This window comes from Roseomonas indoligenes (genome assembly GCF_017813365.1).
GTDB lineage: Bacteria > Pseudomonadota > Alphaproteobacteria > Acetobacterales > Acetobacteraceae > Roseomonas > Roseomonas indoligenes.
On sequence record NZ_JAGIZA010000004.1, the window covers coordinates 246,492 to 267,102 of the forward strand.

The 20,611-nt window shown below is 68.9% G+C and carries 22 protein-coding genes and 2 tRNA genes; 21 read left to right on the forward strand and 3 right to left on the reverse strand.

What is annotated here, in order from left to right; genetic code table 11:
- The first annotated feature begins 114 nt into the window (after nucleotides 1-114).
- From J5Y10_RS08520 to J5Y10_RS08545, 6 genes are all read left to right on the forward strand, one after another.
- Nucleotides 115-1,440, forward strand: coding sequence for an MFS family transporter (locus J5Y10_RS08520; RefSeq protein WP_209372651.1), 1,326 nt, complete (start codon nucleotides 115-117; stop codon nucleotides 1,438-1,440).
- Nucleotides 1,437-1,997: a 3'-5' exonuclease gene (locus J5Y10_RS08525; protein ID WP_209372653.1), complete on the forward strand. Its 561-nt coding sequence runs from the start codon at nucleotides 1,437-1,439 to the stop codon at nucleotides 1,995-1,997. Before J5Y10_RS08520 ends, J5Y10_RS08525 begins: the two co-directional genes overlap by 4 nt.
- A gap of 81 nt (nucleotides 1,998-2,078) precedes the next feature.
- Nucleotides 2,079-3,803, forward strand: coding sequence for a dihydroxy-acid dehydratase (gene ilvD / locus J5Y10_RS08530; protein WP_209372654.1), 1,725 nt, complete (start codon nucleotides 2,079-2,081; stop codon nucleotides 3,801-3,803).
- A 69-nt stretch (nucleotides 3,804-3,872) separates the two neighbouring features.
- Nucleotides 3,873-4,883, forward strand: coding sequence for a 4-hydroxythreonine-4-phosphate dehydrogenase PdxA (gene pdxA, locus J5Y10_RS08535; RefSeq protein ID WP_209372656.1), 1,011 nt, complete (start codon nucleotides 3,873-3,875; stop codon nucleotides 4,881-4,883).
- Nucleotides 4,880-5,611 carry a pyridoxine 5'-phosphate synthase gene (locus tag J5Y10_RS08540; RefSeq protein ID WP_209372658.1) on the forward strand — a complete coding sequence of 244 codons (732 nt, stop codon included), beginning with the start codon at nucleotides 4,880-4,882 and terminating at the stop codon, nucleotides 5,609-5,611. The genes pdxA and J5Y10_RS08540 overlap by 4 nt, the downstream gene beginning before the upstream one ends.
- Nucleotides 5,608-6,318, forward strand: a complete 711-nt coding sequence (locus J5Y10_RS08545) for a 2OG-Fe dioxygenase family protein (RefSeq protein WP_209372660.1) — start codon at nucleotides 5,608-5,610, stop codon at nucleotides 6,316-6,318. Before J5Y10_RS08540 ends, J5Y10_RS08545 begins: the two co-directional genes overlap by 4 nt.
- Here J5Y10_RS08545 and J5Y10_RS08550 read toward each other — a convergent pair.
- Both J5Y10_RS08550 and J5Y10_RS08555 read right to left on the reverse strand, forming a co-directional pair.
- Nucleotides 6,315-7,085 (reverse strand): exodeoxyribonuclease III, encoded by a 771-nt coding sequence (locus J5Y10_RS08550; RefSeq protein ID WP_209372662.1) that lies wholly within the window; start codon nucleotides 7,083-7,085, stop codon nucleotides 6,315-6,317. The genes J5Y10_RS08545 and J5Y10_RS08550 overlap by 4 nt on opposite strands.
- Nucleotides 7,086-7,093: 8 nt before the next feature.
- Nucleotides 7,094-7,435: a HesB/IscA family protein gene (locus tag J5Y10_RS08555; RefSeq protein ID WP_209372664.1), complete on the reverse strand. Its 342-nt coding sequence runs from the start codon at nucleotides 7,433-7,435 to the stop codon at nucleotides 7,094-7,096.
- Between the two features lie 114 nt (nucleotides 7,436-7,549).
- Here J5Y10_RS08555 and J5Y10_RS08560 point away from each other — a divergent pair, with 114 nt between their 5' ends.
- The 15 genes from J5Y10_RS08560 to J5Y10_RS08630 all read left to right on the forward strand — a co-directional run bounded on the left by J5Y10_RS08560 (nucleotide 7,550) and on the right by J5Y10_RS08630 (nucleotide 19,618).
- On the forward strand, nucleotides 7,550-8,755 hold the full coding sequence (locus J5Y10_RS08560; protein ID WP_209372666.1) for a deoxyguanosinetriphosphate triphosphohydrolase: 1,206 nt from the start codon (nucleotides 7,550-7,552) through the stop codon (nucleotides 8,753-8,755).
- Nucleotides 8,756-8,763: 8 nt separating this feature from the next.
- The gene (gene argS, locus J5Y10_RS08565) at nucleotides 8,764-10,533 is read left to right on the forward strand and encodes an arginine--tRNA ligase (RefSeq protein ID WP_209372669.1); all 1,770 of its coding nucleotides are present in this window, start codon (nucleotides 8,764-8,766) and stop codon (nucleotides 10,531-10,533) included.
- Nucleotides 10,530-11,453, forward strand: coding sequence for an SPOR domain-containing protein (locus J5Y10_RS28715; RefSeq protein ID WP_209372671.1), 924 nt, complete (start codon nucleotides 10,530-10,532; stop codon nucleotides 11,451-11,453). Before argS ends, J5Y10_RS28715 begins: the two co-directional genes overlap by 4 nt.
- A complete protein-coding gene (gene nagZ / locus J5Y10_RS08575; protein ID WP_209372672.1) occupies nucleotides 11,450-12,463 on the forward strand; it encodes a beta-N-acetylhexosaminidase in 1,014 nt (337 codons plus the stop codon). Before J5Y10_RS28715 ends, nagZ begins: the two co-directional genes overlap by 4 nt.
- A 31-nt stretch (nucleotides 12,464-12,494) precedes the next feature.
- On the forward strand, nucleotides 12,495-13,184 hold the full coding sequence (locus J5Y10_RS08580) for a site-2 protease family protein (protein ID WP_209372673.1): 690 nt from the start codon (nucleotides 12,495-12,497) through the stop codon (nucleotides 13,182-13,184).
- Nucleotides 13,181-13,942 (forward strand): segregation and condensation protein A, encoded by a 762-nt coding sequence (locus J5Y10_RS08585; protein ID WP_209372674.1) that lies wholly within the window; start codon nucleotides 13,181-13,183, stop codon nucleotides 13,940-13,942. Before J5Y10_RS08580 ends, J5Y10_RS08585 begins: the two co-directional genes overlap by 4 nt.
- Complete coding sequence (scpB, locus tag J5Y10_RS08590; RefSeq protein WP_209372675.1) at nucleotides 13,932-14,747, forward strand: SMC-Scp complex subunit ScpB; 816 nt, start codon at nucleotides 13,932-13,934, stop codon at nucleotides 14,745-14,747. Before J5Y10_RS08585 ends, scpB begins: the two co-directional genes overlap by 11 nt.
- 147 nt (nucleotides 14,748-14,894) lie before the next feature.
- A complete protein-coding gene (gene tatB, locus J5Y10_RS08595; protein ID WP_209372676.1) occupies nucleotides 14,895-15,539 on the forward strand; it encodes a Sec-independent protein translocase protein TatB in 645 nt (214 codons plus the stop codon).
- Nucleotides 15,540-15,599: 60 nt separating this feature from the next.
- Nucleotides 15,600-16,349, forward strand: a complete 750-nt coding sequence (tatC, locus tag J5Y10_RS08600) for a twin-arginine translocase subunit TatC (protein ID WP_209373004.1) — start codon at nucleotides 15,600-15,602, stop codon at nucleotides 16,347-16,349.
- 10 nt (nucleotides 16,350-16,359) lie between these two features.
- Nucleotides 16,360-17,634 (forward strand): serine--tRNA ligase, encoded by a 1,275-nt coding sequence (gene serS, locus J5Y10_RS08605; RefSeq protein ID WP_209372677.1) that lies wholly within the window; start codon nucleotides 16,360-16,362, stop codon nucleotides 17,632-17,634.
- A gap of 61 nt (nucleotides 17,635-17,695) precedes the next feature.
- Nucleotides 17,696-17,769: transfer RNA gene (locus tag J5Y10_RS08610), tRNA-Pro, on the forward strand.
- 47 nt (nucleotides 17,770-17,816) lie between these two features.
- The gene (locus J5Y10_RS08615) at nucleotides 17,817-18,128 is read left to right on the forward strand and encodes an ETC complex I subunit (RefSeq protein ID WP_209372678.1); all 312 of its coding nucleotides are present in this window, start codon (nucleotides 17,817-17,819) and stop codon (nucleotides 18,126-18,128) included.
- 22 nt (nucleotides 18,129-18,150) lie between these two features.
- A tRNA-Arg gene (locus J5Y10_RS08620) sits at nucleotides 18,151-18,227 on the forward strand.
- Between the two features lie 151 nt (nucleotides 18,228-18,378).
- Nucleotides 18,379-18,981 (forward strand): hypothetical protein, encoded by a 603-nt coding sequence (locus J5Y10_RS08625; RefSeq protein WP_209372680.1) that lies wholly within the window; start codon nucleotides 18,379-18,381, stop codon nucleotides 18,979-18,981.
- A 4-nt stretch (nucleotides 18,982-18,985) separates the two neighbouring features.
- The gene (locus J5Y10_RS08630) at nucleotides 18,986-19,618 is read left to right on the forward strand and encodes a hypothetical protein (RefSeq protein ID WP_209372682.1); all 633 of its coding nucleotides are present in this window, start codon (nucleotides 18,986-18,988) and stop codon (nucleotides 19,616-19,618) included.
- A 13-nt stretch (nucleotides 19,619-19,631) separates the two neighbouring features.
- On the opposite strand, the gene J5Y10_RS08635 is transcribed toward J5Y10_RS08630, so the two are convergent.
- Nucleotides 19,632-20,609, reverse strand: a complete 978-nt coding sequence (locus tag J5Y10_RS08635) for a tyrosine-type recombinase/integrase (RefSeq protein ID WP_209372683.1) — start codon at nucleotides 20,607-20,609, stop codon at nucleotides 19,632-19,634.
- Nucleotides 20,610-20,611 lie beyond the last annotated feature (2 nt).

Consider the following 20,611-nt stretch of genomic DNA (forward strand, 5'->3'; position numbering starts at 1 on the left):
GGCGATGCGGCCCAGCCCCGCTTTCTCGGCAACCCAGCCAGGGTCCAGGGCGTCTGTCACATGGCGCCGAACCGCGCCTTACCTTGGTGACATCCCTGGACTGGCGAGGTCTCCATGCCCGATGCGACCACCCTCAGCGCGGCGGAGGAGAGGGCCGATACCCGCAGGCGGGTCTGGGCTATTGTCGGCGGCTCATCCGGCAATCTCGTCGAGTGGTATGACTTCTACGTCTATGCCGCGACAGCGCTCTACTTCGCGCCGAGCTTCTTTCCCTCGGGCGATCCCACCACCCAACTCCTGAACTCGGCGGCGGTCTTCGCGGTAGGCTTCCTGATGCGCCCCATCGGCGGGTGGCTCTTCGGGATGATCGGGGACCGCTACGGACGCCGCAGCTCGATGATGATCTCCGTGCTGATGATGTGCTTCGGCTCCCTGATGATCGCCGTGCTGCCGGGCTATGCGAGCATCGGCGTGGCGGCGCCGGTCCTGCTGGTGGTGGCGCGGCTGATCCAGGGCCTCTCGGTCGGTGGGGAATACGGCACCAGCGCCACCTACATGAGCGAGGTGGCCGCACAGAAGCACCGCGGCTTCTTCGCATCCTTCCAGTACGTCACCCTCATCGGGGGGCAGCTGCTGGCGCTGCTGGTCCTGGTTATCCTCCAGGGGATCTATGAGCCGGCGGAGATCCGGGCCTGGGCATGGCGGATCCCCTTCTTCATCGGCGCGCTGGCCGCGATTGTCGCCCTCTTCCTCCGCCGGGCGCTGCACGAGACGACCACGGAAGCCAGCCGTTCCAAGCAGGGCACGGGCACGATCGGCCTGCTGCTGAAGCATCCCAGGCCGCTGCTGCAGGTCATCCTGCTCACCTCAGGCGGCAGCCTCGCCTTCTACACCTACACCACGTACATGCAGAAATTCCTGGTCAACACCTCCAGCTTCACGGCTGAGCGGGCGAGCGTGACCATGACCTTCGTGCTGTTCTGCTACATGTGCCTCCAACCCCTTTTCGGTGCCATCTCGGACCGGGTGGGGCGGCGGATCTGCCTCATTCTCTTCGGATTGGGCGGGGCCGTGATGACGGTGCCGCTGCTCACGCTTCTCGCGGGCGTGACCTCCTCGCTCGGCGCCTTCGCGATCATCCTCGGCGCGCTCGCGGTCGTCAGCCTCTACACCTCCATCTCCGGCGTGGTGAAGGCGGAGCTCTTTCCGGCGGAGATCCGGGCCCTCGGCGTGGGCCTGGGATACGCTATCGCCAACTCCCTGTTCGGAGGCACGGCGGAATACGTGGCGCTCTGGTTCAAGTCGCAGGGCATTGAGAGCACGTTCTACTGGTACGTCTCCGGCTTCTGCATCCTCTCCCTGCTCGCGGCCCTATCCATGCGCGACACGCGCGTGCACGGACACCTCGCGCGGGAGGAGGCGGAGGGGATGATCCGTTGATCGTCTTCCTCGATTTTGAGGCAAGCGGCCTAGGAAAGCACGGCTTCCCCATTGAGGTCGGCTGGGCAGCCGAGGACGGGACCGAGGAGAAGCACCTCATCCGCCCCGCCCCGGGCTGGGAGGAGTGGGAGGAGAGCGCTGAGACGATCCACGGCATCAGCAGGGATCGCCTGGAGCGGGAGGGCGAGCCGCACGACGCGGTGGCGAAGCGGATGGTGGAGGTTCTGACGGGGCACGACCTCTACGCCTCCGCCCCGTCCTGGGACGGCCAGTGGCTGTCCCGCCTGCTCCGGGCAGCGGGACAGCCGCGCCACGCCCTTCGGCTGCGGGACACTGAGGAGGCGCGGCAGGTCGCGGCGCTCTCCGCCATGCGGCAGGCCGGGTTGAACCCGGCGGAGCATAGCGGCCTGCTGGTCAGCCTTCTCGGTACGCTGACCCGCGAGGCCGAGGACGGAACCCCCGCCCACCGCGCCCTGGACGATGCCCGCCGGGAACTGGCCCTATGGCGTGAGGCGAAGCGCCGGACCGAGGCGGCCATCGCGGGCCTGAACACCTAGAGGAATGGCCGCGTTGCGCGCCGCGCCGTTGCGGCAGGTGGTTCGTTGCGCGATACAGCCCGGCGCGAGAGGAAAATGCCAATGCCCGACAATACCTGGGACAAGTCCCGCCTCCCCAGCCGCCACGTGACCGTCGGGCCGGAGCGGGCGCCGCACCGCTCCTACTACTACGCCATGGGAATGACGGAGGAGGAGATCGCCCAGCCGCTGGTGGGCGTCGCCACCTGCTGGAACGAGGCCGCCCCCTGCAACATCGCCCTGAGCCGCCAGGCGCAGAGCGTGAAGACCGGCGTGAAGCAGGCCCATGGCTCCCCGCGCGAGTTCACCACCATCACCGTGACGGACGGCATCGCCATGGGTCACCAGGGCATGAAGTCGTCGCTGGCCAGCCGCGACGCTATCGCCGACACGGTGGAGCTGACGATGCGCGGCCACTGCTACGACGCGCTGGTCGGCATGGCCGGATGCGACAAGTCGCTGCCGGGCATGATGATGGCGATGCTGCGGCTGAACGTGCCGAGCGTGTTCATGTATGGCGGCTCCATCCTTCCCGGGACCTACAAGGGCAAGGACGTGACGGTCGTGGACGTGTTCGAGGCGGTGGGCATGCACGCCGCCGGCCGCATGTCGGACGAGGAGCTGCACGAGCTGGAATGCGTGGCCTGCCCCAGCGCCGGCGCCTGCGGCGGCCAGTTCACCGCCAACACCATGGCCACCGTTTCCGAGGCCATCGGCCTCGCGCTCCCCGGCTCCGCAGGCGCCCCCGCGCCCTATGAGGACCGCGACAAGTGGGCGGTGGAATCCGGCAAGGCCGTGATGGACCTGCTGCGGAAGAATATTCGCCCGCGCGACATCGTCACCATGGACAGCCTCTACAACGCCGCCCTGATCGTGGGCGCCACCGGCGGCTCCACCAATGCCGGCCTGCACCTGCCGGCCATGGCGCATGAGGCGGGGATCAAGTTCACCCTGCACGACGTGGCGGAGATCATGCGGAAGGCGCCCTATATCGGCGACCTGAAGCCCGGCGGCCGCTACGTGGCCTTCGACGTCTACAAGGTCGGCGGCATCCCCGTAATCGTAAAGGCGCTGCTGGAGGCCGGGCTTCTGCGGGGCGACTGCATGACGGTGACCGGCAAGACGCTCGCGGAGAACCACCGTGAGGTGATCTTCCCGAAGGACCAGGACGTGATCCGCCCCGTTTCCAACCCGCTTTCCGAGACGGGCGGCGTGGTCGGGCTGAAGGGCAACCTCGCCCCGGACGGCGCCATTGTGAAGATCGCCGGCATGAAGGAGCTGCGCTTCGAGGGCACGGCGCTCTGCTTCGACTGCGAGGAGGACGCCTTCGCCGCGGTTGATGCCCGCGCCTACAAGAAGGGCGACGTGATCATCATCCGCTACGAGGGGCCGAAGGGCGGCCCGGGCATGCGGGAAATGCTCTCCACTACCGCGGCCCTCTATGGCCAGGGCGCCGGGGCGGACGTGGCCCTGATCACCGATGGCCGCTTCTCCGGCGCCACCCGCGGCTTCTGCATCGGCCATGTCGGGCCGGAGGCGGCGGTGGGTGGCCCCATCGCGTTGCTGAAGGACGGCGACCGCATCGTGATCGATGCCGGCAAGGGCACGATAGACGTGGACCTGCCCGAGGAGGAGCTGGCCCGCCGCAGGGCCGAGTGGAAGCCGCGCGGGACGGACTACAACTCCGGCGCGCTGTGGAAATACGCCCAGCTCGTCGGCCCGGCCCATCTCGGCGCCGTCACCCATCCCGGTGGCGAGGCTGAGACCCACGTCTACGCCGACATTTGATCGGCACGGGGCAGCCATGACCGGCTGGCGCGGTGCGGTCCCCGGCCGCGCCGTGCCAGTCTCCCGGGGATGAGCACGCCGCCACTCGCCCTGACCATGGGGGACCCTGCCGGGATCGGCGGGGAGCTGACCCTCGCCGCTTGGGCGCGGCTGCGCACCTCAGGCCCGGCCTTCCTGGCGCTGGACGACCCCGCTCGCCTCTCCGCCCTCGCGGCGAGACTGGGCTGGGACGTGCCGGTCACCCCCGTCTCGGGGCCGGAGGAGGCGGCCGCGGTCTTTACGGACCGGCTTCCCGTCATGACAGTCCGGCTGCCGGCTCCCTCCGTGCCCGGCACGCCGGACCCGGTGAATGCGCCGGCGGTTCTCGGCTCCATCGAGCGCGCCGTCGCCCTGGCCCAGGCTGGGCAGGTGGGGGGCGTCGTGACGAACCCCATCAGCAAGGCCACGCTCTACCGGACCGGCTTCGCCTTCCCCGGCCATACCGAGTTCCTGGGCGCCCTGACCGGGACCGCGGAGCCGCCGGTGATGCTGCTCGCTTCACCGATGCTGCGGGTGGTGCCGGTCACCATCCACGTCTCCCTCCGCCGCGCGCTGGACACGCTGACCACGGCGGAAATCGTCCGCACCGGCCTTGCCCTGCACCGCGGCCTGCGTGAGGGCTACGGGATCGAGAGCCCGCGCATCGCGGTAGCCGGCCTGAATCCCCATGCCGGGGAGGAGGGGGCCATGGGCGATGAGGAGCCGCGCCTCGTCGTTCCGGCCATCGAGGCGCTGCGGGCCCAGGGCGTGGACGCCTTCGGCCCCCTGCCGCCGGACACCATGTTCACCGCCAGGGCCCGCGCGGGCTATGACGCCGCCCTCTGCCTCTACCACGACCAAGCGCTGATCCCGATCAAGACGCTGGACATGGATGGCGGCGTCAACGTCACGCTCGGCCTGCCGATCGTCCGCACCTCGCCGGACCACGGTACCGCCTTCGGCATTGCCGGCCAGGGCATCGCCGATCCCGGCAGCCTCGTCGCCGCCCTCCGCCTCGCGGCCGACATGGCCGCCCGCCGCTTTCCCAAGGCCGCCGCATGACCCCCATCCGCCTCGGCGTAAACGTCGATCACGTCGCCACCCTCCGCAACGCCCGCGGCGGGGTGCATCCCGATCCCGTGGCGGCCGCGCGGCTGGCGCTGGCGAACGGCGCCGACAGCATCACCATTCACCTGCGGGAGGACCGGCGGCACATCCGGGACGCCGACTGCACGGCGATGAAGGCCGGCACCGGCGCGCCGATCAACCTGGAAATGGCCGCGACGGAGGAGATGCAGGCCATCGCGCTCGCCCTGCGACCCCATGCCTGCTGCCTGGTACCGGAGAAGCGGGCCGAGTTGACGACCGAGGGCGGGCTGGACGCGGCGGGGCAGGAGGCGGCCCTGGCGCCCGTGGTCTCCGCGCTGGTTGCGGCGGGCATCCGCGTCTCCCTCTTCCTCGACCCTGACCGGCACCAGGTGGAGACCGCCGCCCGTCTCGGCGCGAAGGCCGTGGAGCTTCACACCGGCACCTTCTGCGAGGTCGAGCCCGGCCCGGCACGGGATGCCGAGCTCGCCCGGCTCCGCACCGCCGCGCAGCAGGTCGCGGCCCTCGGGATGGAATGCCACGCCGGCCACGGGCTGGACTACGAGACCGCGCCCTTGCTGGCCGCCATTCCGGAGGTGGTGGAGCTGAACATCGGCCATTTCCTCATGGGTCAGGCACTCTTCCATGGGTTGGGCCCGGCCGTGACCCGCATGCGGCAGGTGATGGAGGCTGCGCGGCCATGACCGCCCCCGACGCGACCATTGCCGAGGCCGGCTACGTCTCCCTGTCCGGGGATGAGGCACGCCGCCGCTTCGACCCGGCCGGGACTGCCCTGTCAGGCACGGCCTGGGCGGCGTTCGCGGCCAGCTGGGACGATCTGCGCCCCGACACCTACATGGCCGATGGCGGCCGCTACCGGCTGCGTCGCCACGCCATCTATGAGGCAAGGTCGGGTGCGCCACTCGTCCGCGCGCCGCACGGCCCGCATTTCCAGGCCACGCACTACAATACGCTGAATGGCGGAATCGATCGCTGGTTCGATCCGGTGACGCCCGAGGTGGGTGAAGGGCCAGCCCTGCCTGCGCTGCTCGATGGCGCGAGGGCGGTCTTCGAGCGCCTGGCCCCGGGTGCGGCGTGGAATGTGGAGGTCCACCAGTTCCGCATCGAGGCGCGGCCGGAGGAGGCGGGCAAGCCGACGCCGGAGGGGATGCACTCGGACGGCGTGGACTACGTCATGGTGATGATGATCGGCCGCGAGAACGTCGAGGGCGGCGTCACGGGCATCGAGATCGACGGGCGGGAGGCAGCCAGCTTCACCCTGTCCGGACCCTGCGACGCCGTGCTGCTGGACGACAACCGGGTGAAGCACGGCGTCACGCCGATCCGCCCCATCGACCCCGGCCATCCCGGCCACCGCGACGTGCTGGTCCTGACCTTCCGGAAAGCCTAGTCGGCCAAGTCGAACAGCACCGGCGCGTGGTCGGAAGGGGTCTCCTCCGACCGCGCGGCGAGATCCACGAAAGCCCCGGTCAGCCGCTCCGCGAGTTCGGCACTCAGCAGGGCATGGTCGATCCGCAAGCCCCGGTTCTGCTCGAATGCCGGGCCGTAGTCCCAGTATGTCCAGGGCGCATCGGCCGGGTGCAGGGCCCGCAGCGCGTCCATCATGCCGAGATGGGTGATGGCGCGAAGGGCCGCCCGGCTCTCGGGCCGCACCAGCGCGTCGGTCGGCGGCAGGGCGCCGGGCGAGAAATCCTCATCGGTCGGGCAGACGTTGAAGTCGCCCAGCACGGCATAGGGGGTGAGGGAGTCCAGCCGCTCCGCCACCCGAGCCCGCAGCCGCGCCATCCAGGCCAGCTTATAGGCGTAGCCCGCATCGCCGCCGGAATTGCCGTTGGGCAAATAGATTCCGGCGATGTTCATCCCCCCGGCCTTCACCTCGACGAAGCGGGCATGGGTGTCGTCCTCCCCGTCCGGCAGGGCCTCGTCCACAACCTCGAAGGGGATGCGGGCAACGACGGCCACGCCGTTCCGCCCGCCCGGCTGGCCCACGGCATGGACCTGGTAGCCGAGGTCGGCCACCTCCATGCCCGGGAACTCCTCCGTCTTGCACTTCAGTTCCTGAAGGAAGATCAGGTCGGGCGAGTGACGCTCGATCAACCGGCGCAGATGCGGCATCCGCTTCCGCGCCGAGTTCACGTTGAAGGTGCAGAGGCGCAAAGGGGCGATCAGACCGAGAAGGAGACGCCGCAGCCGCAGCCGGAGGCCGCGACGGGGTTCCGGACCCGGAAATGGGCGCCGATTAGCTCGTCGGCCCAGTCCAACTCCGCCCCGCGCAGCAGGTCCAGGGATACGGGGTCGATAAAGACCCGGCCTTCCACGACCAGATCGTCCGCTTCCGGCGCGTCAGCCAGGTCGAACTTGTACTGGAAGCCTGAACATCCCCCGGCTTCCACCGCCAGGCGCAGCCCCGCATGGGGGCGGCACTGGGATGCGGCGATCTCCATCACCTGCGCCAGGGCGGAGGGGCTGACGGAGAAAGGGGAGGGCTGGTGGCTACCGTCCGGCATGGAAACCTCGGGGAACTGGCGATTCCCCACTTAGATAGGCCCTCTGCCCGCCTTCTCCAACGCGCGCCAGCCTTGCCGCCCTCGCGGGGCGGGTGCTACGGCCCGCCGGACGCCATGGACGCCCCCATCCCCAAAGCCGCCCCGAGCGGCCCGCAAGAGCAGGCCCGCCAGGACCTGGCGCCCTGGGCGGTGCAGCCGGGGGCCTCGCGCGGTCGCCTCTATCCGGAGGATGGGGGAGGGGGCCGGTCCCCCTATCAGCGGGACCGAGACCGGATCATCCACTCCACCGCCTTCCGGCGCCTTCAGTACAAGACCCAGGTCTTCATCTACCACGAGGGCGATGCCTTCCGAACCCGCCTGACCCATTCCATCGAGGTGGCGCAGATCGCCCGCTCCCTCGCCCGCCAGCTTCACCTCGATGAGGACTTGGCCGAGGCGCTGGCCCTGGCCCATGACCTCGGCCATCCCCCTTTCGGCCATGCGGGGGAGGAGGCGTTGAACGGGGTGATGCGCGCCTTCGGCGGCTACGACCACAACGCCCAGTCCCTGAAGGCCGTGACGCTGCTGGAGCACCGCTACGCCGGTTTCGACGGGCTGAACCTGACCTGGGAGACGCTGGAGGGGCTCGCCAAGCACAACGGCCCGCTCCGCCGCCCGCCGCCCTACATCGCCGAGTACTCTGCCCGGCACGACCTGGAGCTGAACTGCCATGCCAGCGCAGAGGCGCAGGCTGCGGCGATCGCGGACGACATCGCCTACAACAACCACGACCTGGATGACGGCCTGCGTGCCGGCATCTTCACGCTGGAGGAGGCTTGCCAGCTTCCCCTGGTGGCAGAGGCGCGCGACCTAGCCATGGCGGCTGTGCCGGCCGACACCCCGCCGGACCGGCTGGGCAGCGAGATCATCCGCCGGGTGATCAACCTGATGATCGTGGACGTGACGGAGGAGGCGCGGCGCCGCATCGCCGCGCTGAAGCCGAAGGACGTCTCGGACATCCGCCGCGCGGACCGCCCCGTGGTCTTCTTCTCCGACCGGATGCGCGCCCTGAACCAGGAGACGCGCGATTTCCTGTTCGACCGGATGTACCGCCACTGGCGCGTGAACCGCACCACCCTGAAGTCCAAGCGCGTGCTGCAGGTGATGTTCGCGCTTCTGCACGGCCAGCCGGACATGCTGCCCCCCAGCTGGGCGCGCCGCGCCGGCGAGGCGGGCTCCCCCGAGGCCGCCCGCACCGTGTGCGACTGGCTGGCGGGGATGACCGACAAGTTCGCGCTCGAAGAGCACCGTCGCCTGACGGACCCCCACACTCCCGGCTGACCTGACCCATGACAGACGACATCTTCCGCACGATCCGCGAAGCGGTCGTGGACGAGCTCCGCGGCCTGATCCCAGGGCTGGACGAAGGGGTCCTTGCCCGCGTGCTGGTGGAGCCGCCGCGCGACCCGTCACACGGCGACATGGCGACCAACGCCGCGCTGCTGGTGGCCAAGCCCGCCCGCATGGCGCCGCAGAAGGTGGCGCAGGACCTTGCCGCGCGCCTGGTGGCGCGGAACGACATCGCCGCGGCCGCGCCGGCCGGACCGGGCTTCGTGAACCTGCGGCTGACCGAGGCCGCCATCCGCGCCCAGGTGCCCGCGGTGCTCCGAGCGGGCGAGGCCTTTGGCGGCGGCACCACGGGCGGCGGCCGGAAGGCAGATGTGGAGTACGTCTCCGCCAATCCCACCGGTCCGATGCATGTCGGCCACTGCCGCGGCGCGGTGGTCGGGGATGCCCTGGCGAACCTGCTGCACAAGGCGGGCTGGGACGTCACGAAGGAGTACTACATCAACGACGCCGGCGCGCAGGTGCAGGCGCTCGCCTGGGCGGCCTACTGGCGCTACCTCCAGGCCCTGGGCACCCCTATGACGGAGGAGGAGTTCTCCGCCGGCATCCCCGGCGGGCTGCAGTACCGCGGGGAGTACCTGGTTCCCGTCGGCAACGCGTTGCAGCAGAAGCACGGCGATGCGCTGGCGCCCGGCGGCAGGCCCGCCGATCCCTCGCTCTGGCTCGAGACGGTACGAGAGTTCACCGTGGCGGCAATGATGGACGAGATCCGCGAGGACCTCGCCGCACTGGGCGTGCGGCACGACGTCTTCATCAGCGAGGCGGCGCTGGTGAAGAGCGGCGAGGCCGACAAGGCGATCGCCGCGCTCACCGCGCGCGGCCTCGTCTATGAGGGCGTGCTGGAGCCGCCAAAGGGCAAGCTGCCGGACGACTGGGAGGCGCGGGAGCAGACCCTTTTCCGCTCCACCGAGTTCGGCGACGACGTGGATCGCCCGCTCCGCAAGAGCGACGGCAGCAACACCTATTTCGCGAACGACATCGGCAATCACGCGGACAAGATCGCGCGCGGTTTCGACGAGCTGGTGCAGGTCTGGGGCGCCGACCATGGCGGCTACGTGCCGCGCATGAAGGCCGCCGTCGCCGCACTCTCCACGGACAAGCCCGTCTCCTTCGACGTGGTGCTGACGCAGATCGTGAAGGTGGTGAAGGGCGGCCAGCCCGTGCGGATGTCCAAGCGCGCCGGCACCTATGTGACGCTCCGCGACCTGATCGACGAGGTGGGCCGCGACGCCGTGCGCTTCACCATGCTGACGCGCAAGGCCGACGCCCAGATGGAGTTCGACCTGGACGCGGTGGTGCAGCAGAGCCGGGACAACCCGGTCTTCTACGTGCAATACGCCCATGCCCGCTGCCGCTCCGTCCTGCGCCAGGCCGGGGACCCCGCCGGGACCGATCTCGCCGCTGTGCCGCTCGAGGCCCTGGACGATCCGACCGAGATGGCCCTGATCCGCCGCCTGAGCGCCTGGCCCCGTACCGTGGAGGCCGCGGCCCTGGCGCGGGAACCGCACCGGATCGCGTTCTTTCTCCATGACTTGGCGGCCGACTTTCATCTACTCTGGAACAAGGGGCGCGAGGACACGACCTTGCGTTTTATCCGGGAGGATGAGCCCGAGGCCACGCGCGCGAGGCTTGCCCTTGTTGCAGCGACGGCCACGGTTATCCGCTCGGGCCTCGCGGTGATGGGGGTGACGCCCGTCGAGGAGATGCGGTGAGCGATTTCACGGTTCCGAGCTACCGGGTCCGCCAGCAGCGGGCCGGCTTTCAGGTGCCCTGGCGCATGCTGGCCCTTTCGGGCGGCGTGCTGGCCGCGGCGGCGGTGGGGGGCGGCGTGGTCTGGGGGATCTCCCGCGCCGTGAACCGCAGCGTGCCGACGATCGAGGCCGATGCCCGGCCGATCCGCATCAAGCCGGAAGACCCGGGCGGGCTTCGCGTGGCGAACCAGGACGAGCGGATTTTTGAAAGCCAGCGCCGCGGCGGCACGACCGCGAACGGCCCGGCGCGCCTCTCGCCAGAGGCCGAGCGGCCGGACGTGAACGCGCTCCGCCAGGCGGCGATCCGTGCTCAGCAGGCGGAGCAGGCCCAGGCCGCCGCGGCCCAGGCGGCAGCAGCGCAGGCGGCCACCGCCCAAGCGCAGGCCCAGGCCCAGGCCGCGCGGCAGCCCGCCGCGCTGGCGCCGCAGCCAGAAGCCGAATCGGCCCGGCCGCCGCTCCTCAACCCCAGCGTCGGCCAGCAACTGGCGGCCCGGGTGGCTACGCCAGCGCAGCAGCCAACGCCGGCAGCGGCGCCGCAGCCGGCCCAGCAGCCACCGGTTCAGCAGCAGGCCCCGGCTCCGGCCGCTCCGCCCATCACGCCGCCGCCCATGCCGGCCGGCGCGCCCGCCCGCGGTGGCCGCTTCGTCGTCCAGCTCGGCGCCGTCACCTCCGAGGAGGCGGCGCAGGGCGAGTGGGCCCGGCTGCAGGGACGCATCCCCGAGCTGGCCGGCCGCCAGCCCCAGATCACCCGCGTGGACCGCGGCGACCTCCCGCCGATGTGGCGCATCCGCACCGGCGGGCTGCCGGATGACCGGGCGGCGCAGGCCCTTTGCACGTCCGCCAAGTCCAAGGGCGCGCCCTGCGCCGTGATCGGCGGATGAGGGCGCGTGCGGCCGTTACCGGCCTCTCCGGCCTCTCCCTCACGCCGGAGGAGGCAGCGCTGCTGCGCGCCACCCCGCCCGCGGGCGTGATCCTGTTCCGCCGCAACGTCAGCAACCCCTCCCAGCTCTCGAACCTTACCGCCTCCGTCCGGGACATCCTGGGTGAGGCGGCGCCGATCCTGGTGGACCAGGAGGGGGGCAGGGTGGCCCGGCTGCGCCCGCCCTATTGGCCGTCCTATCCGCCGCCCGCGGTCTTCGAGGGTTGGCCGGAATCGCGGGCCGCCGCCAACGCCGCCCTTCTCGGCGCCCATTGCGCCGCCATGGGGCTGGACGTGGTCTGCGCCCCCTGCCTGGACCTGCGCCTTCCCGGCGCGCACGACGTGATCGGCGACCGTTCCTTCTCCGCCGACCCGGCGGAGGTGGCCCGGCTCGGCGAGGCCTGGATCGAGGGGCTGATGGCCGCCGGCTGCATCCCCGTGATCAAGCACATCCCCGGCCATGGCCGCGCCACCGCGGACAGCCACGAGTCGCTGCCCCGCGTCGAGGCGGACCGGGCGGTGCTGGAAGCGGACATCGCCCCTTTCCGCGCCGTCTGCGCCCGCGACGCCGGGCGGCACCTCTGGGCGATGACGGCCCATGTCACCTACACGGCGCTGGACCCGATGCTGCCCGCCACCCTTTCCCCCGCCGTGATCGGCCGCACGATCCGCGAGGAGATCGGCTTCGATGGCCCTCTCGTCTCGGACGACCTGATGATGGGCGCCCTGGGCGGCTTCGGCCCGGATCTGGCGGCGGCTTCGATCCATGCCGGTTGCGACCTCGTGCTCCATTGCAACGGCGTGCTCCCGGATACGGCGGCCCTGTTGCGGGACTGCCCGGCCTTGTCCGACCGTGCGGAGGAGCGGATGGCGGTGGCGCGCGCGGCGATGCTCGCCTCCCGCCCCCCCGCCCGCGCCGCGGCGGCGGGCAATCCCGTCCCCGCCGCGCCCCATGCCCTGACCGACGCCTGACGGCTCGGCGCAGCCCCGGACGGACCCCTTCATGGATTGGCTCCCGGATTTCGCGGCGGCCGCGCTCGCCGCGATCCTCGCCATCACCCTACACGAGGCCGCCCATGGCTACGCCGCCCGCGCGCTGGGCGACGACACGGCGGCCCGGTTGGGAAGGCTTTCCCTCAACCCGCTGCGGCACGTGGATCCCGTGGGAACGCTGCTGATCCCTGGGTTCCTTCTGGTCTCCCAACTCCTCGCCGTCGGGCGGGTGGACGTGATGTTCGGTTGGGCCAAGCCCGTGCCGGTGGACGTCAGCCGCCTGCGGAACCCGCGCTTCGGCATGGTGCTGGTGGCCGCGGCGGGGCCGGCGATGAACGTGGTGATCGCCTTCGCCGCCGCGATCCTGCTGCATCCCCTGCAGGGGCCGGGGACGGACAACGTGATGGACTGGGTCGAGCAATTCCTCCTCCTCTCCCTCATCGGGAACCTCGTCCTCGCCGCCTTCAACCTGCTGCCGATTCCGCCGCTAGACGGCGGCCGCATCGTCGGCGGCCTGCTGCCGTCGGCCATTGGCCTGCCCTACCTGCGGCTGGAGCGGTTCGGGCTGTTCATCGTGCTGGGCCTCCTCTTCCTTCTGCCAATGCTGGTTCCTGGCTTCGACCCGCTGCGGAGCCTCGTCGCCCGGGTCGTCTTTCCCGTGGCCCGCGGCATCCTCGATATCACCGGGCATTCGGGATGAGCGGCGCGGCCGAGCCGGCCCTCGTTGTCACGCTCGATGGGTTCGAGGGGCCGCTGGACCTGTTGCTGGACCTCGCCCGGGCGCAGAAGGTGGACATCGCCCGGATCTCCATCCTTTCCCTCGTGGATCAGTACCTCGCGGTGATCGAGGGCGCACGGCGCGTGCGGCTGGAGATCGCGGCGGACTGGCTGGTGATGGCGGCCTGGCTTGCCTGGCTGAAATCGCGCCTCCTCCTCCCCGACGACCCCACGCAGGAGGAGGATGCGGAGGCGCTGGCGGAGGCCCTGGCCGATCGCCTGCGCGAGCTGGAACGGATGCGCGAGGCCTCCGCCTGGCTTCACCGCCGCCCCTTCCTTGGCCGCGACGTCATGGCCCGCGGCGCGCCGGAGAACCTGGTGCTGGAGGACCGCTCCGCCCTCGCGGCCGATCTTCCGGGGCTGCTGCGCGCCTATCAGGGCATCCTGCGCCGCGCTGCCGCCCGCCGGCCCTACCGCCCCCGGCCTCGCCGGCTCTGGACCGTGCAGGACGCGCTGGCCCGGCTGCGCGGGCTGGTCGGCGCCACCCCGGGCTGGGCTGAGCTCTCCCTCTTCCTCCCGGAAGCCGAGATGGACGCCGTGGAGCGACGTGCCGCCCTCGCCAGCACCCTCATCGCCGGGCTGGAGATGGCAAAGACCGGCCTGGCCGAGCTCCGCCAGGACGCGCCCTTCGCCCCGATCCTGCTGCGCCCCGGCAGTGCCGAGACCTCCGATGCCGCCTGATCCCGACGCCCCCGAAACCGGTCCAGTCCAGGCCGACACCACCCCGGACGGTCCCACCGAAGCGGATCCGGACGACGCGCCGGCCGTGACGGTCGATTCGCACGATGGCCATTATGCCGGGATTCTGTCCGCCGATTCCGGGGAGGAGCCTCCGCCGCTGGAGCCGGTCGTGACGGAAGGGCCATCTCCGGTGCCTGCCGAAGCGATCCGGCTCGCCGAAGCCATGGTTTTCGCCTCCGCCACACCCGTCACCGCCGCCCGGCTCTCGCCGCTGCTGCCCTCTGGCGTGGGGGCGGCCGAGACCCTGGCGGCCCTCGCGGCCGCCTATGAGGGCAGGGGAGTGACCCTGGTGAACGTGGCCGGCGGCTTCGCCTTCCGAACCGCCGAGGATCTCGCGCCGCTCCTCACCCGCGTGGTGGAGGTGCCGCGCCGCCTGCCGCGCGTGGCGATGGAGGCGCTGGCCATCATTGCCTGGCACCAGCCCGTAACGCGCGGCGAGATCGAGGAGATCCGCGGCACGGCCCTGTCGCAGACGACGCTGGAGATCCTGCTGGAGAACGCCCTGATCGCCCCGCGCGGCAAGAAGGAGGCGCCGGGCCGTCCGACTCTTTGGGGGACCACGCCGAAATTCCTGGAGCAGTTCGGCCTCACCTCCCTGCGCGACCTGCCGAAGCGGGAGGAGCTGATGCCGGACCCCGGCCTGCCGCTGCCCGCGCCGGACGCCTTGCACGCACCGGTCGGGGAGGCCGAGGACGTGCCGGAGGACACCCCCGACGAGACCCCTGCGGAACCTTCCGCTTCGTAACGGCGCGCGAGGCGGCTTCCATCCGGGCCTGCGCGGGCCCATCTTCGGTTTCCCGCCCCATTTGTCGTGAGGGCGAGTTCTGCTAACGGAGGCGACCCCCGCGAGGGACCGGTTCACCGGAATCCCGCACCGGGTGATCGGAGAGACATGTTCGACCTCGCCTGGTCCGAAATCGCCCTGATTGCCGTGGTTGCAGTGGTGGTGATCGGTCCGAAGGACCTTCCCGACGCTGTCCGCGGCGTTGCCCGCGGCATCCAGAAGCTGCGCCGCATGGCCGGCGAGTTCCAGGGCCACCTGGACGAGGTGGTGCGCGAGGCGAAGCTGGAGGATGTGCGCGACCAGATTCGCGACATCCGTAACTTCGACCTGAAGTCCACCATCGAGAAGGCGGTGGACGAGGACGGCACCCTGACCCGCACCATGCGGGAGGATCCTTTCCGTGCCCCGCCGCCGCCCACCTCCGACGCCGCGCCCGCGGCCGGAACGGAGGCGGTGCTGCCCGACGCGCCGCCCCCGGTGGACGCCACGGAGCCGCCCGCGCCCGTCGTCGCGGCGGAGGCAGCGGCCGACACGCCGGATGCCACGCCGCCGGCACCTGAGCCTTCGGGCACTCCGGCCGCCATCCCGGCCAATGGGCAGGTGGTCCAGGCTTCCGGACTTTCGCCCATCCCGGAGCCGCTCTCCTCGGCCGCCGTCTCTGCTCCGGCCACTCCCCGGCCGGACCCCGCGCTGGCCCCTGCGGCGACCCCCGAGGCGGAGACACCGCCGCGCCCCGCCGCCCACACCGCCTGACGAAGAAAAGCCCGACCGCCAGTGCCCCGCGAACCGGACGACACGATCGACGACAAGCCCATGCCGTTGATCGACCACCTGCTTGAGCTGCGCACGCGGCTCCTGTGGTCGATCGGCGCCTTCGGAATCGCCTTTGCCCTCTGCTACTACTTCTCCACCCAGATCTACGGCTTCCTTGCCCGACCCCTGGCCGAGATCCTGATGCAGCAGGGCGGCGGCGAGAGGCGGATGATCTTCACCGCGCTCTACGAGGCCTTCTTCACCTACCTGAAGGTGGCCTTCTTCGGGGCGGTGTTCTTCAGCTTCCCGATGTGGGCGACGCAGCTCTGGCTGTTCATCGCGCCGGGTCTCTACAAGTCCGAGAAGAAGGTCATCACGCCCTTTCTCATCGCTTCCCCCGTGCTCTTCGTCATGGGCGCGGCGCTGGCCTATTATTTCATCTTCCCGCTGGCCTGGAAGTTCTTCATCTCCTTTGAGACGCCCTCGGGCGGCGGGGGACTTCCCGTGCAGCTGGAGGCGAAGGTCTCCGAGTACCTCTCCCTCGTCATGCACATGATCCTGGCCTTTGGCGTGGCCTTCCAGATGCCGGTCCTGCTGACCCTCCTGGCACGGGTGGGTATCGTGAGCGTGGAACAGCTGCGGCGCGGGCGGCGCTATGCCATAGTCGGCATGTTCGTGGCGGCCGCGGTGCTCACGCCACCCGACATCATCAGCCAGATCGGCCTCGCGGTGCCGCTGCTCGCCCTGTACGAGCTGTCCATCCTGGCCGCCGTCTGGATGACGCCGAAGCCCAAGCCTCCCGTCACGTAAGGCGACCCCCATGCACGATATCCGGGCCGTCCGCGCCGATCCGGCCGCGTTCGACGCCGCGCTCGCCCGCCGCGGCCTGGCAGCCGTCTCCGCGGAGCTGCTGGACCTCGACTCGGCCCGTCGCGCCGCCCAGACCACGGCGCAGGAGGCTCAGGCGCGCCGGAATGCCCTGGCGCGCGAGATCGGCCAGGGGAAGAAGGCCGGCGCCGATACTGCCGCTCTCGAGGCAGAGGCGACCGAGTTGCGTGCCCGGATGGAGGGGCTAGACGCGGAGGCCAAGGCGGCCGAGGCCGCCCAGACCCGCATCCTGGAGGCCCTGCCGAATATTCTGGACGCCGATGTGCCGGAGGGGAGAGACGAATCGTCCAACGTCGTGCTCCATCAGCACGGCAACGTCCCGAACCTGCCTTTCGCGCCGAAGCAGCACTTCGAGCTCGGCGAGGCACTGGGCGGCATGGACTTCGCCACCGCCGTGAAGCTGGCCGGCAGCCGCTTCACCGTGCTGCGCGGGCCGCTCGCCCGGCTGGAGCGGGCCATCGGCCAGTGGATGCTGAATCTTCACGTGGACGAGCACGGTTATACCGAGACGGTGGTGCCGCTGCTGGTGAACGACGCGACCATGTACGGCACCGGCCAGCTGCCGAAGTTCGCGGACGACCTGTTCCGCACCACCGACGACCGCTGGCTGATCCCGACGGCCGAGGTCCCCCTGACCAACACCGTGCGCGACGAGATCATGGGGGAGGCCGCGCTGCCCCTCCGCATGGCCGCGCTCTCTCCCTGCTTCCGGTCCGAGGCGGGCTCGGCCGGGCGGGACACGCGCGGCATGATCCGCCAGCACCAGTTCAGCAAGGTGGAGATGGTCTCCATCACCGCCCCGGACGCTTCCGCCGAGGAGCACGAGCGGATGACGCGCTGTGCCGAGCGGGTGCTGACGGAGCTGGGCCTGGTCTGGCGGCGCATCCTCCTCTGCGCCGGCGATACGGGCTTCGGTGCGACGAAAACCTATGACCTGGAGGTCTGGCTGCCCGGGCAGGGGGCCTGGCGGGAGATTTCCTCCTGCTCGAACTGCCGGGACTTCCAGGCCCGGCGGATGAATGCCCGGATGAAGCCGAAGGAGGGGAAGGGGAACCTGTTTCTCCACACCCTGAACGGCTCCGGCGTGGCGGTGGGCCGCGCCCTGATCGCGGTCATGGAAACCCACCAGCAGGCGGACGGCTCCATCGCCGTGCCCGAGGTGCTGCGGCCCTACATGGGCGGTGCCGAGGTCATCCCGGCGGGCTGACCTCTCCGCCAAGGCTGGGATTGCTTCCGGGGCCGGGCGACCATAGGTTGCGGCGGTCTCGCGGGGTGTGGCGCAGCCTGGTAGCGCGCCTGTTTTGGGTACAGGAGGCCGTGGGTTCGAATCCCGCCGCCCCGAATTGACGAGACCTGGTTTGGCGTTGTCCGCCGTCTGGAGTGCCTGGCATGAGCATCGCCCGCATCTACTCGCCACCCAAGAGCGCCATGCAGTCCGGCCAGGGCCGCACGGACGAATGGGTGGTGGAATACGCGCCCGGCGAGCGCAAGCTGATCGATCCGCAGACCGGCTGGTACGGCTCGGGCGATACCAACCGCCAGGTCCGCCTGCGCTTCGACACGCTGGAGGATGCCGAGGCCTATGCCAAGGCGCAGGGCCTGACCTACGAGGTGGAGGCAAGGCGCCAGCGCCCGGCTATCCGGCCCAAGGCCTATGCCGACAATTTCCGCACGGACCGGCTGTCCAACTGGACGCACTGAACAAGCCGGTCCGCCCGGTGAGGCACCCTTAGCTCAACTGGATAGAGCAACCGGCTTCTACCCGGTTGGTTGGGGGTTCAAGTCCCTCAGGGTGCGCCATCATCGTTCCAAAGCATTGTTCCTACTTGCATATTGCTAAGTTTGACAGACGCCCAGGCTTAGGTTTGACAGGGAAGTCGTACCGGCTAGGCCGGGCACCCTGGTGATGTTCGACAGTCGTCGAGGCTCGGCGTGTTAGGATGAACCTGAATTGAAGCTTAGCGAGGACGTCATGGACAAACAGGTCGACGACAGCGCCATCGCCGAACTACCGCCTTTGGTCGACCGTGTTCTGTCTAGCCGTGTGCAGAGTGGCCTCTTCGTTATCCAGAAGATAATCAGCGACTTTGGACCTAAGCTCACAACCCAGGTCTTTGCGGATGCCAATCACCTTTGCTTCTCGGTCTTTCCTACGCACGAAAAAACGCACTACATGTTACGACTTGGGAAATTCGGGACGCCCTTTCCTGGCCTCTACTCCGTGGCAGGGCGGCCAATCGGGCTTCTGGAACATGTGGGCGCCGTAAATATACCAGCCGCTGACCTAACATCTACGGTATTAGGAGCAGCAGCAGGAGGATCGGTTTTGCAGGGTGAGTGCGCCTTTAATCTTGCGAAGGGTGCCTCATTGAATGTTGTCAACGTGACCGTCAGGTCGCCTCGAGGCAGCCGTTTTAGATATGATTATCGAGTTTTCCTAACTTTTTTGTTGTCGTTCGGCGAGAGGACAAACCGATTCAACGTTGTTGAGCGCATTGAGGATCAAGTCTCCCGATATTTCGTTGAGCAGACTGTGGCTCGCGGCGAAGTCTGAGTTCATGCGAGCAGTTGATCTACTTAGTCTCATTCATGACGATACGGGCCACAGAGAGAAGGAATGCCAGCCAGCTCTCTTGCTGATTAAGCAATTCCTTTGCCGTGAGATTCCTCGAAATATCCTTCAAGTCGGCCGCGAGGAGCCGAATCGCTATGGCTCAAACGATTTCTGTGTCTCGGCTGTTGTTTCCGACGGAAGTACTGACAAGAGGTGTGCTTACGTTTGGGAGGTGAAGTCTCCACAATCGCATATCCTCGAGTTTGATGACCACAGCCTCCGTCTTCGTCCTACGATGGAGCTTGTCAAAGCTGAAACCCAACTATTCCATTACGTTGAGGAGTTCAAAAGTTCCAGAAGCTTTCGTCATTACTTTGACTTAAATGACTTGGCGGAAGTCATCCCGGCCGGGATAATTATCGGCAGTGAGAAGACGTTGGTGAAGAAAGGTAGGCTTGGTCAGGGAAAGAGCCTGGACGAGCTAAAGCGGCTTTATCAGATTTCTATGCACGCCAGACATCAGTATTTGTACAAAGCCGCCAATATTCTCGTCAAGGACTGGAGTTGGGTTTACGGAAATTTGCTTTCGCTTGAGAATCCCTCACCGATCGTCCCGATTGGAAGTATCGCAAGCTGAATACAAACATTTTCTAAAAAATTTCCCGAGTGCGTCGCCTGATCGCGGTCGACTTAGTTCGCGCAGCCATACCCTTAGTCCTTTTGCGCGAACTGCCCTTCATTTTAGCTGCCATACGCTCGGCCATTCTCACCCGATCGGCACTCTCAGTATATCTTTGAATTTCACCCAGCGATCGATGTCCCGTGAACGCGGCAATTTCCTTCACTGACCCACCGTGCTCCGCCGCCCGCGCGGCCATGCTTTTGCGGATTCCATGCGCGCTGAACCCCGGAGGGATGCCGGCTGCGTCACAGGCTTTCCGGAACCATGCCCAGAAGCCTTTCACCGAGATTGGCTGGCCATAAACGGTCTGAAGAAAGGTTTTCCTTTCAGCGACCGGGAGGAGGGCAATCTCTTTTGCAGCCTCAGCATGAAGGGGCATCGTAACGTCCTCCAACGTCTTCACCTGCGTCAGGCTCAGGACACCGTCCCGAAGGTGCTCGGGACCCATTAGCACCACGTCCGACTTGCGCTGGCCGGTGTGGAAGAGCAGCTCCAGCGCGAGGCGCTGCATGGTGCCGCTTGGCCAGCGCGCCCGGTAGGCATCCACCATCTCCTGGGTCCAGGCCGGGTAGCCCTTCGTTTTGTGCTTCACCCGCTTCACGTCTCGGGTGGGATCCGCCTTCAGCCAGCCGAGTTCGACGGCGAATCGGAGGAGGAGGCGCAGAACCTTCAGGCGATGGTTCGCAGCCGTGGGTCCCTTGGCCCCCAGCATGATGGGCTTGATGTGGCGCGGCTCCATGAGGCGCACCGGCTTGGTACCATGCTTCTCGCGGAGGCTCTCGATGATGCGGCGGTAGGTGAGCTGCGTGCTCTGGCGCAGCGCGCGGAAGTCCGGCGAATCGTAGAGGATGACCGCGAGGGCATCGAAACTGCCCGGGACAACCTTGGCCGCACCGGCCGGCAGGCGCGTCTTCGCCTCCGCCAAGCCGCGATTGTAGGCGGCCATGA